The organism is Bradyrhizobium sp. (genome assembly GCF_016462955.1).
GTDB lineage: Bacteria > Pseudomonadota > Alphaproteobacteria > Rhizobiales > Xanthobacteraceae > Bradyrhizobium.
Genome location: NZ_JAEMSD010000162.1, coordinates 1 through 13,131 on the forward strand (window position 1 = coordinate 1; position 13,131 = coordinate 13,131).

12 protein-coding genes are annotated in these 13,131 nt (G+C 63.4%); 1 reads left to right on the forward strand and 11 read right to left on the reverse strand.

Annotation, left to right across the window (positions count from 1 at the left end):
- From JHD07_RS17840 to nifD, 6 genes are all read right to left on the reverse strand, one after another.
- Positions 1 to 424 (reverse strand): NifX-associated nitrogen fixation protein (locus JHD07_RS17840; RefSeq protein ID WP_291624474.1); only part of this gene is annotated, 424 nt, incomplete at its 3' end.
- An 11-nt stretch (positions 425 to 435) separates the two neighbouring features.
- Positions 436 to 831: a nitrogen fixation protein NifX gene (gene nifX / locus JHD07_RS17845; RefSeq protein WP_291624475.1), complete on the reverse strand. Its 396-nt coding sequence runs from the start codon at positions 829 to 831 to the stop codon at positions 436 to 438.
- A 22-nt stretch (positions 832 to 853) separates the two neighbouring features.
- Positions 854 to 2,236 carry a nitrogenase iron-molybdenum cofactor biosynthesis protein NifN gene (gene nifN, locus JHD07_RS17850; RefSeq protein ID WP_291624476.1) on the reverse strand — a complete coding sequence of 461 codons (1,383 nt, stop codon included), beginning with the start codon at positions 2,234 to 2,236 and terminating at the stop codon, positions 854 to 856.
- A 9-nt stretch (positions 2,237 to 2,245) separates the two neighbouring features.
- Positions 2,246 to 3,913: a nitrogenase iron-molybdenum cofactor biosynthesis protein NifE gene (gene nifE / locus JHD07_RS17855; RefSeq protein ID WP_291624477.1), complete on the reverse strand. Its 1,668-nt coding sequence runs from the start codon at positions 3,911 to 3,913 to the stop codon at positions 2,246 to 2,248.
- 116 nt (positions 3,914 to 4,029) lie between these two features.
- Positions 4,030 to 5,589 (reverse strand): nitrogenase molybdenum-iron protein subunit beta, encoded by a 1,560-nt coding sequence (gene nifK / locus JHD07_RS17860; protein WP_291624478.1) that lies wholly within the window; start codon positions 5,587 to 5,589, stop codon positions 4,030 to 4,032.
- Positions 5,590 to 5,665: 76 nt separating this feature from the next.
- Positions 5,666 to 7,168, reverse strand: coding sequence for a nitrogenase molybdenum-iron protein alpha chain (gene nifD, locus JHD07_RS17865; protein WP_291624479.1), 1,503 nt, complete (start codon positions 7,166 to 7,168; stop codon positions 5,666 to 5,668).
- Between the two features lie 353 nt (positions 7,169 to 7,521).
- Between nifD and JHD07_RS17870 the strand changes: the two genes are divergently transcribed.
- Positions 7,522 to 7,974, forward strand: coding sequence for a SufE family protein (locus tag JHD07_RS17870; protein ID WP_291624480.1), 453 nt, complete (start codon positions 7,522 to 7,524; stop codon positions 7,972 to 7,974).
- Between the two features lie 11 nt (positions 7,975 to 7,985).
- Here JHD07_RS17870 and JHD07_RS17875 read toward each other — a convergent pair whose 3' ends face one another.
- Genes JHD07_RS17875 through sufB form a run of 5 tightly spaced genes read right to left on the reverse strand, consistent with a single transcriptional unit; the run spans position 7,986 to position 13,129 of the window.
- Complete coding sequence (locus JHD07_RS17875) at positions 7,986 to 8,324, reverse strand: nitrogen fixation protein NifZ (RefSeq protein WP_291624481.1); 339 nt, start codon at positions 8,322 to 8,324, stop codon at positions 7,986 to 7,988.
- A complete protein-coding gene (locus JHD07_RS17880) occupies positions 8,321 to 9,562 on the reverse strand; it encodes a cysteine desulfurase (RefSeq protein ID WP_291624482.1) in 1,242 nt (413 codons plus the stop codon). Before JHD07_RS17880 ends, JHD07_RS17875 begins: the two co-directional genes overlap by 4 nt.
- Before the next feature lie 4 nt (positions 9,563 to 9,566).
- The gene (gene sufD / locus JHD07_RS17885) at positions 9,567 to 10,886 is read right to left on the reverse strand and encodes a Fe-S cluster assembly protein SufD (protein WP_291624483.1); all 1,320 of its coding nucleotides are present in this window, start codon (positions 10,884 to 10,886) and stop codon (positions 9,567 to 9,569) included.
- A 4-nt stretch (positions 10,887 to 10,890) separates the two neighbouring features.
- Positions 10,891 to 11,649: a Fe-S cluster assembly ATPase SufC gene (gene sufC / locus JHD07_RS17890; protein WP_291624484.1), complete on the reverse strand. Its 759-nt coding sequence runs from the start codon at positions 11,647 to 11,649 to the stop codon at positions 10,891 to 10,893.
- A gap of 22 nt (positions 11,650 to 11,671) precedes the next feature.
- Positions 11,672 to 13,129 carry a Fe-S cluster assembly protein SufB gene (sufB, locus tag JHD07_RS17895; protein ID WP_291624485.1) on the reverse strand — a complete coding sequence of 486 codons (1,458 nt, stop codon included), beginning with the start codon at positions 13,127 to 13,129 and terminating at the stop codon, positions 11,672 to 11,674.
- Between the last annotated feature and the right edge of the window lie 2 nt (positions 13,130 to 13,131).

A 13,131-nucleotide genomic window follows, 5' to 3' on the forward strand; every position in this document is an offset into this window, starting at 1 on the left:
CTGCGACGTACTTGTCGCCCTCGGCCGCAAGCTTGGCGAGATTGTCGAAACCAAAGCGGTGCACGTCGCGCAGTTGCTTGTTGACGACGATAAGCCGCCCGCCGATCAGGACCAGGCGACCGAAGCCTTCATGGTGCATCTTGAGCATCGGCGAGATCATCACGCCGGTTTCCTTCTCGATCAAGAGCGAGACGGCGTTGAAGAACAGCTCCATGCGCCAGATCGTGTCCGGATCGGGATCGCCGACGATCGGCAGCGCACGGCGCTTCTCCTTGTCGAGGATATAGGGCTCGAGCAGATCGAGGTCCTTCTTGCCCTCCCAGGCGCCATGGGTGTCCTGGGCCCGCCAGATCTTGACGAGCTCCTTGACGAACGGCGCCTCGGCCGCGGTGTCGGGTTGAACCAGTTCAGCCGCCTCTGACATGAGTGTTTCCTTCAGTCTTCGAAATCAAAGCTGCGATCCTGTCCCTTGGCGAGCACCTTGCGCAGCCAGGGCGGCGGCGAGCCTTTCAGCACGTCTTCGAGCTTGACGCAGAGGTCGTCGATGGCCTCGGGCTGAGTCACCTTCATCGGATGGATGTTGTTGGCGACGACCCGGGCCGCGCCCGAGCCGCCGATCGCGGCGACATAGAGGATCACGCAATCCTTGATTGCCTCGATCTTCGGCGCCAGTTTGTCCTCGTTGCCGTCCTCCTTGAGGTCGCCGTCGAACTGAATGGCCTCGACGAAGCGATGGCCGTCCGGATTGACGTCGTAGATGGCGATGTTCTTGGCCCAGCCGAAATGCGCATCGACGCGCTTGAGGTCCTGGGTGGCAAAGGCGACTTTCATCGGTCTGGTCCCTCTTCTTGCGTCAATGCAGTTGCGGCGGGACGACCTGGAGGCCACTGTCCGTGCTCCGCCAGGTCTCGGGCGTCGGCTGGTGGTTGGTCTCGCGGTCGGCGATGACGAGATTGGCGAGATCGAAGATCAGATCGCGCGTGCCGCGGTAACCGACCGAGAGCTGATGGCCGGCGCCGAGCCGGTCGAACATCGGGAAGCCTGCACGGTAGAACGGAATCTTCAGGCGCGAGGCCGCCTGCCGGCCGTGCGAATGCGTGATGAGAAGATCACAGTCGTGCGCCTTGGCGCGCTCTTCCAGATCCTCGAGATCGCCGATCAGGACCTCCTGGGTCCTGATGCGCTCGAGCACCGGCGAGACCGTGGTGGTCACCGCGACCGCGACTTCGGCACCCATCTCGTGCAGCATGCTGGAGAGATCGAACAGCAGGTCCGGCTCAGCGCCGATCGCGAGCCTGCGTCCGCCGATGTGGAAATGCGTGTCCAGCATCGCGTCCGCCAGCTGGCCGCGCTGCCGGCGGTATTTCGCCGGCACCGGTCTTCCGCTGATCTCACTGAGGAACGCGATGAACTCGTCGTTTGGGGCAAGGCCGCAAAGCCGCTCGAACAGGCGGAACGGCACCCCCGCCTTCTGCTGCATGGCTTCCGCCGCGCGCCTCATCTGCGCACCGACCGCGATGGTCCAGCCCGCCTGCCCCATGGTCGCGATCTCGTCGACCCCTATGCCGCCAATCGTGGTGGGCGTGAATTCGTCGGGGATATGACCATCGAGCGAGCCGGCAAGGTCCGGCAGGAAGGACGGCTTGAGGCCGAAATCCTCGATGATGGTGCGCAGCTCGTCGAGATCGCCGGGCGTGAGATGGCAGCCCGGCAGGACGTTCACGCGCGCCGCATCGCGCGCAGCCCCGGCCTCGACCGGATCGACCAGCACCTCGACCATGCGCGCGACGGTCTTTTCCCAGCCGTCCTGGAAGGCGTCCTTGAAATCGGGCGTCGCGACATACACCAGCGGGAATTTCTCGAGTTGCGGATGCTTCTGCCGGATCAGGCGGATGAAACCCTCGACGTCGTCTCCCTTGGTCTCGGTGACGCCGGTCGAATTGATGCCGATGATCTCCGGCTTGGTTCGATTGTAGATGTTGAGAATGGCCTGCTCGACGTTCTCATAGCCGCCGAGCACGGTGGCGACCTCGCTCATCGCGGTGGTCTGCATCGGCACGGCTTCCTTGAAATGCCGCACGAACAGCGTAAGCCCGAACGAGGTGCAGCCCTGCGAGCCGTGCAGCAGCGGCATCGCCCCGCGCAGGCCCATGAAGGCAAAGGAGCCGCCGATCGGCTGGCTCATCTTGAGCGGATTGACCGAGCAGGCCTTCTTCGAGGTGGTGACGATGGCCATCCGGGCGCCCTACTCCGCTGCCTGGAGGATTGGCGTCGGCTGTACGGCGAGGATGTCCTCGATCCGTCCCTTGCAGGCGCCGCAGCCGCCCGAGGCGTTGGTATGTTCCTTGACTCCGTCGACGGTGGAGAGGCCGTGGGCGGCGATCGCATCCTCGATCGTGCCGAGATCGACCGTCTTGCAGTGGCAGATCTTCTTGGCGCGCCGGGCCTCCTCGGCGCGGACCGGATCGGCCGCAATCTCTGCGGCCTGCGCATCCATCTGCGCCATCGCTTTCGTCTGCCAGTTGACGCCAGCTTCGTCCCATGGCGCCGGCTTGCGGAGCTGCGCCCACATCGGATTGTAGAGCGCCTTCTCGATCTGCTCCATCAGCGTGACCATGCCGATATAGCCCATATAGGCGTGGCTGCGCTCCTGGTTGATGTCGAGCCAGGGCATCGCCGCCTTCAGCGCGACGAACTGCGACTTGCCGCCGGAGAGCATGATGTCGGCGCGCGCGTCCTTCAGCATCTTGTACATTTCGCGCGGCGTCATGTCCTCGATCATGTGGGCGTCCTGCCCCATCAGCTCCTTGATCCGCTCCTTGTCCTCCTTGGTGGACTTCTTCACGGAGGTGCCGACGATCTCAAGGCCCGCCTCCTGGAGTGCCGCCACCACGGACCACGACTTCACCCCACCGGTGATCAGCAGCACCTTCTTGTCCTTGAAGCGCGGCTTGAAGCGCTCGATCGCGGCCCAGGCCTTGGCTTCCTCCCGCGCGATCACCGCTTCGGTGCGGTCCATCAGCTCCGCCGGCGCGCCGCGCTCGATCAGCAGCCGCGCGATCTCGCGCAGGGAATCGCTGGAATCCTGGATCCCGTAGAACGAGCCCTCGAAGTAGGGAATGCCGTAGCGCTCCTCCATCTTGCGGGCGACGTTGATCATCGCCTTGGAGCACACCATCATGGCGGCCTTGGCCCGATGCGAGTAGGCCAGCTCGCGGTATTTTCCGTCACCGGAGATGCAGGAGAGGATCCGAATGCCGAGCTCGTCCAGCAGCGGCTTGATCTGCCAGAATTCGCCTGACAGGTTGTACTCGCCGATGATGTTGATGTCGTAGGGCGTGGTGTAGTCGGGCTCCTCGGTGCCGATGACGTGCTCGAGCAGCGCCTCGCCGGCCAGCTTGTTGCCGAGATTCTTCGGGCCGACGAAGCCGGGCGAATTGACGGGGATGACCGGCTTGCCGAATTTCGTGGCCGCCGCCTTGCAGACCGCGTTGATGTCGTCGCCGATCATGGCGGGAACGCAGGTCTGGTAGACGAAGATCGCCGGCGGATCGTACTTCTCGATGACCTCCTTGATCGCCTTGTAGAGCCGCTTCTCGCCGCCAAACACGATGTCGGTCTCGTTCATGTCCGTGGTGAAGCTGCGCCGCCAGAGATCGGAGCCGGATGACGCGCTGCCGCGATTGTCCCAGGAATTGCCCTCGCAGGCGATCGGGCCGTGGACCAGATGCGCGACGTCGGTGAACGGCTGCAGCGCGATCTTTGCGCCGTCGAAGGCGCAGCCGCCGGCCGCCCCACCCGGCTGCAACTGCTTGGTGCAGCCCTTCTTGCGTTCGGCCTCCGTCTTGTTGGCGTTCTTGCCGCAACCCGGCTCGTTGAAGACGACCTGGATGGTGGCCGACATCGAGCTCATGCGACTCTCCTATTCCCTGACCCGCTGCGCGAGCATCTCGCCCCGCAGTCTCGATCACATTGGCTAGACAGGTCGTCTGCCGCCGCCCGGCGAGGCGGCGGCAGGTCTCGTCGACATCAACGGATGATGTCGAAGCTGTAGTCGGTCTTGGCAGGCACGTTGGTGTTCTTGTCGATCTCGTCGAAGATCTTGTCGAGGATCTTGACCAAGACGTTCATGCCGCCCTGATAACCCCACACCGGATAACGGTGATGATGGTGGCGATCGAACACCGGAAAGCCGATGCGGATCAGCGGCGTGCCGGTGTCGCGCTCCAGATATTTGCCGTAGGTGTTGCCGATCAGGAAGTCGACCGGCTCTGTGAACAGCAGCGAGCGCATGTGCCAGAGATCCTTGCCTGGATAGGCATGACAGTTCTTGCCGAACGGCGAGCTCGCGAACAGCCCTTCCATCTTCTCGGCCCAGGCCTTGTTGCCGTTGGTGGCGAGCACATGGGTCGGCTCGGCGCCGAGCTCGAGCAGGAAAGCCGCCAGGCCGTAGCAGAGGTCCGGATCGCCGTAGATCGCGAACTTCTTGCCGTGGATATGCGCGCTGGAATCAGCCATCGCATCGACCAGGCGGCCGCGCTCCTGCTCCAGAGTCTTCGCGATCGGCTTGCCGCTGATGCGCGACAGCGTCATCAGGAAGTCGTCGGTGGCGCTGACGCCAACCGGGTGGTTGAAGGCCGCAACCTCGTGTCCATGTCCCTGGATGAAGGGCAGGGTCTTCTCGGTGCAGTATTGCTGCATCGAGATGGTCGCCTTGGCATGAATCGCGTTGGCGGCGTCCTCCAGCGTGGTGCCGCCGTCATACATGCGGAACTCGCCGTCGGTCGGGGTATCGAACACGTCGCTGTTGTCGGCCAGGATCGTGTACTCGATCCCCATCAGCTCAAAGATACGCTTGATCTCGCGGATGTTACCGACGGTGTAGCCGTCGAAGCCGCCGATGAAGTTGATCTTGTCGTTCTCCTTGCGCTCGAGCTTCGGCGCGGTGCCGGCCTTGCCGTCCCAGAAGTGCTCCAGAATGCCCTTGAGAGCATTGTCGTAGCCAGTGACGTGGCTGCCGACAAAGGCCGGCGTATGGGCGAAGGGCACGTCGTATTCGGCCGGAACCGAGCCCTTCTCCTTCGCCGTCTTGATGAAGGCGTTGAGGTCGTCGCCAATCACCTCCGCCATGCAGGTGGTCGAGACGGCGATCATCTTCGGCTTGTACATGTTGTAGGTGTTGGCGAGGCCGTCGATCATGTTGTTGAGGCCGCCGAACACCGCCGCATCCTCCGTCATCGAGGAGGAGACGCAGGAGCTCGGCTCCTTGAAGTGGCGAGACAGGTGGCTGCGGTAGTAGGCGACGCAGCCCTGCGAGCCGTGCACGAAGGGCAGCGTGCCCTCGAAGCCGACCGCCACGAACACCGCGCCGAGCGGCTGGCAGGCCTTGGCGGGATTGACGGTCAAGGCTTCGCGAGCGAAGTTCTTCTCGCGATATTCGGGCGTCTTGGCCCATTCGCGGATGCGCTCGACTTCCGCCGGATCATGCGGGTTCTCGAACAGCGCTTTCTTGTTGGCCAGCATCTGCTGGTATTCCGGACCTCGGAACAGCTCGAAGTGATCGAGCACGTGTTCGGCATTCTGTGTCATCTTGGCACCTTAGTTGGATTCGTGTTCGATCGCCTGTCCCGGCTCCTCCCTGAACGGGAGGAGCCGGCGCTTACCGTCATTCCGCCGCCATCAGGCTCGGCCGCGGGGCATCCTTCCAGGGTGCCTTGGTCTTCTTCCAGATCGGGGAGTTGATCGCCATGTCCATGTCGCGGGCGAAGATCGCGAAGCCGTCATAGCCGTGATAGGGACCGGAATAGTCCCAGGAGTGCATCTGCCGGAACGGCACGCCCATCTTCTGGAAGACGTACTTCTCCTTGATGCCGGAACCGACGAGATCGGGCTGGATCTTCTCGACGAAGCGCTCGAACTCGTAACCGGTGACGTCGTCATAGATCAGCGTGCCGTCCTTGACGTAATGCTGGGCGGTGCGCTGGTAGTCGTCGTTGTGGCCGAACTCGTAACCGGTGCCGACCACCTCCATGCCGAGGTCCTCGTAGGCGCCGATGACGTGGCGGGGACGCAAGCCGCCGACGAACAGCATCACCGTCTTGCCTTCGAGGCGCGGGCGGTACTTTGCGATCACCGCGTCCATCAGCGGCTGGTACTTGGCAATGACGCGCTCGGCGCCTTCCTTGATCTTGTCGTCGAAGAAGCTGGCGATCTTGCGCAGCGATTCCGCGATCTTGGAGGGACCGAAGAAATTGTACTCGCACCAGGGAATACCGAACTTCTCTTCCATGTGGCGGGAGATGTAGTTCATCGAGCGGTAGCAATGCAGGACGTTGAGCTTCGCCTTGGGCGTCGCTTCGAGCTCGGCGAGGCTGCCGTCACCTGACCATTGCGCGATCACGCGCAGGCCCATCTCCTCGAGCAGGATGCGCGAGGACCAGGCGTCGCCGCCGATGTTGTAGTCGCCGATGATGGCGACGTCGTAGGGCGTCGCTTCGAACGCCGGCTTGGCCTCCGGCGAGATCTTGTCGAAGATCCAGTCGCGCACCGCGTCGTTGGCGATGTGATGACCGAGCGATTGCGAGACGCCGCGGAAGCCCTCGCAGCGCACCGGAACGATGGTCTTGCCGTCATACTCCTTGGACTTCACCTTCGACACCGCCTCGATGTCGTCACCGATCAGGCCGATCGGGCATTCCGACTGGATGGTGATGCCGTGGTTGAGCGGGAACAGCTCCTGGATCTCGTCGATGATCTTGGCGAGCTTCTTGTCGCCGCCGAACACGATGTCCTTCTCCTGGAAGTCGGACGTGAACTGCATCGTGACGAAGGTGTCGATGCCGGTCGTGCCGATGTAGTAGTTGCGCCGGGCCGCCCAGGAATACTGGCCGCAGCCGACCGGGCCGTGGCTGATGTGGATCATGTCCTTGATCGGACCCCACACCACGCCCTTGGAACCGGCATAGGCGCAGCCGCGAATGGTCATCACGCCGGGAATGGACTTCAGGTTCGACTTGACGCCGCAATCGGACTTGCCGGCCTCGTGCACGTTGAGATGCTTGGCGCGGCGCTTGGCGGTCTTCTCCGGATAGACCTTCAAGACCTCGTCGATCAGTTGCTTGTTGCGGGCCTTGATCTCGGCAACGCTCTCTGTGGTTGCTAGGCTCATACGAATATCCCTCGGTTATCCCTGTGTGAACGATTGGACGCCTGAACCGGCGCGCCGCTCTCGCGATCTGTTTCCGCGAGGTCGCCTTGCACAAGGACTTTTGCAACGAGTGTGCCAGCGCTTGCCGGGGACAAAAATTAGAGCGATTTTAGACAGATAGCGGCGAGCCTCCCGATTGTTGCAAACCCGACATCGCATCATGTCGACATGTGCGTGCACCGAGGGCTGTTCGAAACAAAACAATGCATCCGTCGGCGAAGGACGCCGAATAAGCATTTCCCTGCACAGAAGCATCGATCCGCGTCGCGGTATCGAGCTTGCTTGACGCACCTCGCCAACGCATCGAGGCGCACATGCAGCTTGAGACGAGATCTCCGCCAACGCCGATCGACGATATCATCGAGAACTTCTCGCTCCTCGACGAGTGGGACGACCGCTATCGCTACGTCATCGAGCTCGGCCGCAAGCTGACGCCCTATCCTGACGACCTGCGAACGGACGCCAACAAGGTGCAGGGCTGCGCCAGCCAGGTCTGGCTCGCGACGACGGTCGCGCACCGGGACGGGCGGCCGTTCCTCACCTTTGCGGGCGACAGCGATGCTCACATTGTCCGCGGCCTGGTCGCAATCCTGATTGCGCTCTTGTCGGGGCGGCCGGCCGCGGAGATTTCGCGCGAGGATCCCATCGCGCTGTTCGAGCGGCTCGGGCTCGGCGAGCACCTGACACCGCAGCGCTCCAATGGCTTCCGGTCGATGGTGGCGCGGACCCGTGCCGATGCAACGGCCGCACTGGCTGAGACCATTTGAAGCCGGGGCGGTCAGGCGAGGTCGAACGCCGTGCCCATCCGCATCATTTCGCGGCCACGCATGATGACGAAGACCGACCGGGCCGTGAACTCGACCGTGTAGTACAGCTCGCCGAGAAAGCGCCAGCTCTCGCGCACGATGCCGGCATCGCCCGGATGCACCAACGGCTCGCCAATGTCCTTGTGCGGATACATGCCGTCATTCCTGATCAGGGCTGCGGCGCGAACCGGCTCGCCAGGCGAAAACTCTCCGGTGAATCGCCGCTCTATGTTCCGCACCGCCCGGCGCCTGTGGGCATCGCAGACGATGCGGGCAACGGGCCGTGGCTTCGCAGCCGTTTGACCGCTCATGAGAACATCTCCTGGGCCTTGACCAGCGCCTCGGCCAGCGCGTCGACCTCGTTCATGGTGTTGTAGAGAGCGAACGAGGCCCGGCAAGTCGCGGTGACGCCGAAACGCTCGAGCAGCGGCATCGCGCAATGGGTTCCCGCCCGCACCGCTACGCCGGCGCGATCGATGACGGTCGCATAATCGTGGGCGTGGGCGTTCTTCATCTCGAACGACACGACCGGCCCTTTGTCGGCAGCCGTCCCGATGAGCCGCAGCGAGTTGATTCCACGCAGTCGTTCCTGGGCATACGCCAGCAAGCCGCTCTCGTGCCTGCGAATCCGCTCCTTGCCGATCGATTCGACGTAGTCGATGGCAGCCCCGAATCCGATCGCCTGCACGATCGGCGGCGTGCCGGCCTCGAAGCGGTGTGGCGGCTCGCCATAGGTGACGGTGTCGCGCGAGACTTCGCGGATCATCTCGCCGCCGCCGTTGAACGGCGGCATGGTCGCGAGATGCTCGTACTTGCCGTAGAGTGCGCCGATGCCGGTCGGCCCATACAGCTTGTGCCCGGTGATGACGTAGAAGTCGCAATCGATATCCCGGACGTCGATGTCCATGTGGACCGCGCCTTGCGAGCCGTCGACCAGGACGGGTATCCCGCGCGCATGCGCCAGCCGCACGATTTCCTTGACCGGAGCCACAGAGCCGAGCACGTTCGACATCTGAGTGATTGCGACCAGCTTGGTCTTCGCATTCAACAGCTTCTCAAACTCGTCAAGCAGGAAGTTGCCGTCGTCGTCGACCGGCGCCCATCTGATCACGGCGCCCTGCCGCTCCCGCAGGAAGTGCCACGGCACGATGTTGGCGTGATGCTCCATGATCGAGAGGACGATCTCGTCGCCCTCGCCAATCCGCTCGCGGCCGAACGTCTGCGCCACGAGATTGATGGCCTCCGTGGCGCCACGGGTGAAGATGATCTCCTCGCGCCGTTCCGCATTCAGAAAGCGAGCGATCTTGTCGCGTGCACCCTCATAGGCCTCCGTGGCGGCATTGGCGAGGTAATGCAGGCCGCGATGCACGTTGGCGTATTCGCTGGTATAGGCTTCTGTCAGCCGATCGAGCACCATCTTCGGCTTCTGAGCCGAGGCGGCATTGTCGAGATAGACCAGCTGCTTTCCGTGCACCTGCATCGACAGGATGGGGAAATCCTGACGGACGCGGGCGACGTCATAGCTTCCGTTGCTCACCGCGGCGTGCATGGCGTCATTCCCGTCCCTTGAGCCAGGCGAGCATCGTCCGCGACAGCGCATCGCGCAGATCCTCGCGCGCGACGGCGTCGATCACCTCGCCCACGAAGGCCTGGATCAGCAGCGCCTCGGCCTCCTTCGCGGGTATGCCGCGCGCCATCAGATAGAATTTCAGCTTGTCATCCAGCGCGCCTGTCGTGGTGCCGTGTCCGCACTGAACGTCGTCGGCGAAGATTTCGAGCTCCGGCTTGCAATTGGCCACGGCTTCATCCGACAGGAGCAGTGCGCGCGCCATCATCCTGGCGTCGGTCTGCTGCGCCCCCGGTTGCACCGTGATCTTGCCCTGGAACACGGCTCGCGCCTCCTCGTCGACGACGGCCTTGAAGACCTCCCGGCTCTGCGAGCCGACGGCAGCATGTTCGGCAACGAGCGTCGTATCGGCGTGCTGACGGCCAGACAACAGGCTCGCCTGGTGCACATTGGCAATGGCCCCCTCGCCCGCCAGCTTCAGGAACAACTGGTTGCGCACCACGGCACCGCCCGTGGTCAAACCAAAATCGCGGTAGGTCGCGCTCGCCCCGATCGAGGCCTCCAGCGTGGCGATGTGCAGCGCAGCTGCGCCTTCACCCGTGATCTTGACGCGGTCTAGACAGGCTCCGTCCGCGACGTCCACCTGCAGGGCCGCATTGACCTGATAGTCCGACTGATCCGGACCCTCGTACGTCTCGACCAGCGTGAGGACCGCACCGCTGCCGACCTCCACGCGCGACCGCGTGAACGTTGCGGCGGGAGCGCCGCCCGTGGTTACGAAGACGAGATGGATCGGCCGCTCCACGACGACACCGGGGGCGACCGCGATCAAGACGCCGTCGGCAGCGAACGCGGTGTTGAGCTCAGCGGCCGGATCGGATCCGGCCATGTCGAGCGGAAGAGGCAGTTCGCCCGCCCCGAGAGCTTCGATCGTCGCGCGGATGACGACGCCCGTCTCGAGACCGGCAAGATCGGAGAGCTCCGGCGCGAAGGCCCCATCGACGATCACGAGGCGCCGGAGGCCGACACCGGCGAAGACCGCGCCCGCCTCGCGGCCGAGGCTCCTGGCATGTGCATCGGGTCTCTGCGCCAGCGGCTTGGCATCGCGCACCAGGCGCCGAAGGTCGGTATATTTCCAGGCCTCGATCCGGGAATGCGGCAGGCCGTGCGCTGCGAAGCGATCGAAAGCATCGCTCCGGATCACACCTGTGTCGCGGCCCCCGGGCAGGCTCTCGCGCACGGAAGCGAACAGATCGGCGAGTCCGATCTCGGCGGCGGTGCTGGCGGGACGGATCTCGGCATTCATGGGATCACGCGGCCTCGCTCTGATATTGCGCGTAGCCCGTCGCTTCCAGCTCCAGCGCGAGCTCCTTGCCGCCGGTCTTGACGATGCGTCCTGCCGCCAGCACATGCACGACGTCGGGTACGATATAGTCTAGCAGCCGCTGATAGTGGGTGATCACGATCATGCCGCGATCCGCTGCGCGCAGGCGGTTGACGCCGTCGGCGACGATGCGCAGCGCATCGATGTCGAGGCCCGAATCCGTCTCGTCCAGCACGCACAGTTTCGGTTCCAACAGCGCCATCTGGAGCGTCTCGTTTCGCTTCTTCTCGCCGCCGGAGAAGCCGACATTGAGCGGCCGCTTCAGCATCTCGGGGTCGATACTCAGCTGTTTGGCGAGTTCGCGCACCCGCTTCACCACGTCGGGCGAGGACAGCTCCTCTTCGCCGCGCTTCTTGCGCTGGGCATTGAGCGCGGTCCGCAGGAAGGTGAGCGTGGCAACGCCGGGGATTTCGAGCGGGTACTGAAAGGCCAGGAACAGCCCCTTGGCGGCGCGCTCGTCGGAACCCATGGCAAGAAGATCCTCGCCGTTGAAGAACACTTCACCACCGGTGATCTCGTAGCCCGGCTTGCCCGAGAGCACATAGGACAGCGTCGACTTACCGGCGCCGTTCGGACCCATGATCGCATGGATCTCGCCCTTGTTCACGGAGAGGTCGAGCCCGTTGAGAATCTGGCGGCCGTCGATCTCGGCCTTGAGCCCGCGGATTTCCAGCAGCGCCGTCATCACACTTCTCCTTGCCTGTTGGTCATCCGACGCTCCCTTCGAGCGAGATCGAGATCAGCTTCTGCGCTTCCACCGCGAACTCCATCGGCAGCTGCTGCAGCACGTCCTTGACGAAGCCGTTGACGATAAGGCCGACCGCTTCTTCCTGGCTGAGCCCGCGCTGGATGCAGTAGAACAGCACGTCCTCGGAGATCTTCGAGGTCGTCGCTTCGTGCTCGAACGTTGCCGAGGAGTTCTTGGCCTCGATGTAGGGCACGGTGTGCGCGCCGCATTTGTCGCCGATCAGCAGCGAATCGCAGGCGGTGAAGTTGCGGGCGCCGGTCGCCTTGCGATGGGCCGTAACAAGACCACGATACGTGTTCTGCGACTTGCCGGCGGCGATGCCCTTGGAGATGATCCGGCTCGATGTGTTCTTGCCGAGATGAATCATCTTGGTGCCGCTATCGACCTGCTGATACCCGTTCGAGATCGCGATCGAGTAGAACTCGCCACGGGAATTGTCACCGCGCAGAATGCAGCTCGGATACTTCCAGGTGATCGCAGAGCCCGTCTCGACCTGGGTCCAGGAGATCTTGGAGTTGGGGCCGCGGCAGTCGCCACGCTTGGTGACGAAATTGTAGATGCCGCCCTTTCCTTCCGAATTGCCCGGGTACCAGTTCTGCACCGTCGAGTATTTGATCTCGGCATCGTCATGCGCGACGAGCTCGACCACGGCCGCGTGCAGCTGGTTCTCGTCGCGCTGCGGGGCGGTGCAGCCCTCGAGATAGGAGACGTAGGAGCCTTTGTCCGCGATGATCAGCGTGCGCTCGAACTGGCCGGTGTTGCGCTCGTTGATGCGGAAATAGGTCGACAGTTCCATCGGGCAGCGCACACCGGGCGGCACGTAGACGAACGAGCCGTCGGAGAACACCGCCGAGTTCAGCGTGGCATAGAAATTGTCCGAGGTCGGAACCACCGAGCCCAGATATTTCTGCACCAGTTCAGGGTGCTCGCGGATCGCTTCCGAGATCGGCATGAAGATCACGCCGGCCTTCTTCAGCTCGGCCTTGAACGTCGTCGCAACCGAGACCGAATCGAAGACGGCATCGACCGCGATCTTGCGGCGCGCGGGGTCCTCCTCGCCGGGCTTGGGCTCGACGCCTTCGAGCATGGCGACCTCCCGCAAGGGGATGCCGAGTTTCTCGTAGGTCTTGAGGATCTCCGGATCGATCTCATCCAATGACGAGACCGTCTTCTTCGGCTTCGGCGCCGCGTAGTAATAAAGGTCCTGGAAGTCAATCCTGGGATAGTCGACGCGGGCCCAGGTCGGCTCCTGCATGGTCAGCCAGCGCCGATAGGCCTCCAGCCGCCATTGCAGCATCCAGGCGGGCTCGTTCTTCTTCTGTGAGATGAATTTTACGATCTCTTCCGACAGCCCCTTCGGGGCCTTCTCGGAGTCGATCAGGGTCTCAAACCCATAACGATACTGGTCGACGTCGATGC

Excerpts from the sequence above, each read along its gene's own strand:
- nifN (WP_291624476.1), bottom strand. The coding sequence starts at position 2,236 with ATGGCCATCGTCACCACCTCGAAGAAGGCCTGCTCGGTCAATCCGCTC.
- sufC (WP_291624484.1), bottom strand. The coding sequence starts at position 11,649 with ATGACGGCGCTGCTGGAAATCCGCGGGCTCAAGGCCGAGATCGACGGC.
- sufD (WP_291624483.1), bottom strand. The coding sequence starts at position 10,886 with ATGAATGCCGAGATCCGTCCCGCCAGCACCGCCGCCGAGATCGGACTC.
- JHD07_RS17880 (WP_291624482.1), bottom strand. The coding sequence starts at position 9,562 with ATGCACGCCGCGGTGAGCAACGGAAGCTATGACGTCGCCCGCGTCCGT.
- JHD07_RS17870 (WP_291624480.1), top strand. The coding sequence starts at position 7,522 with ATGCAGCTTGAGACGAGATCTCCGCCAACGCCGATCGACGATATCATC.
- nifE (WP_291624477.1), bottom strand. The coding sequence starts at position 3,913 with ATGAGCTCGATGTCGGCCACCATCCAGGTCGTCTTCAACGAGCCGGGT.
- nifK (WP_291624478.1), bottom strand. The coding sequence starts at position 5,589 with ATGACACAGAATGCCGAACACGTGCTCGATCACTTCGAGCTGTTCCGA.
- nifD (WP_291624479.1), bottom strand. The coding sequence starts at position 7,168 with ATGAGCCTAGCAACCACAGAGAGCGTTGCCGAGATCAAGGCCCGCAAC.
- nifX (WP_291624475.1), bottom strand. The coding sequence starts at position 831 with ATGAAAGTCGCCTTTGCCACCCAGGACCTCAAGCGCGTCGATGCGCAT.
- JHD07_RS17875 (WP_291624481.1), bottom strand. The coding sequence starts at position 8,324 with ATGAGCGGTCAAACGGCTGCGAAGCCACGGCCCGTTGCCCGCATCGTC.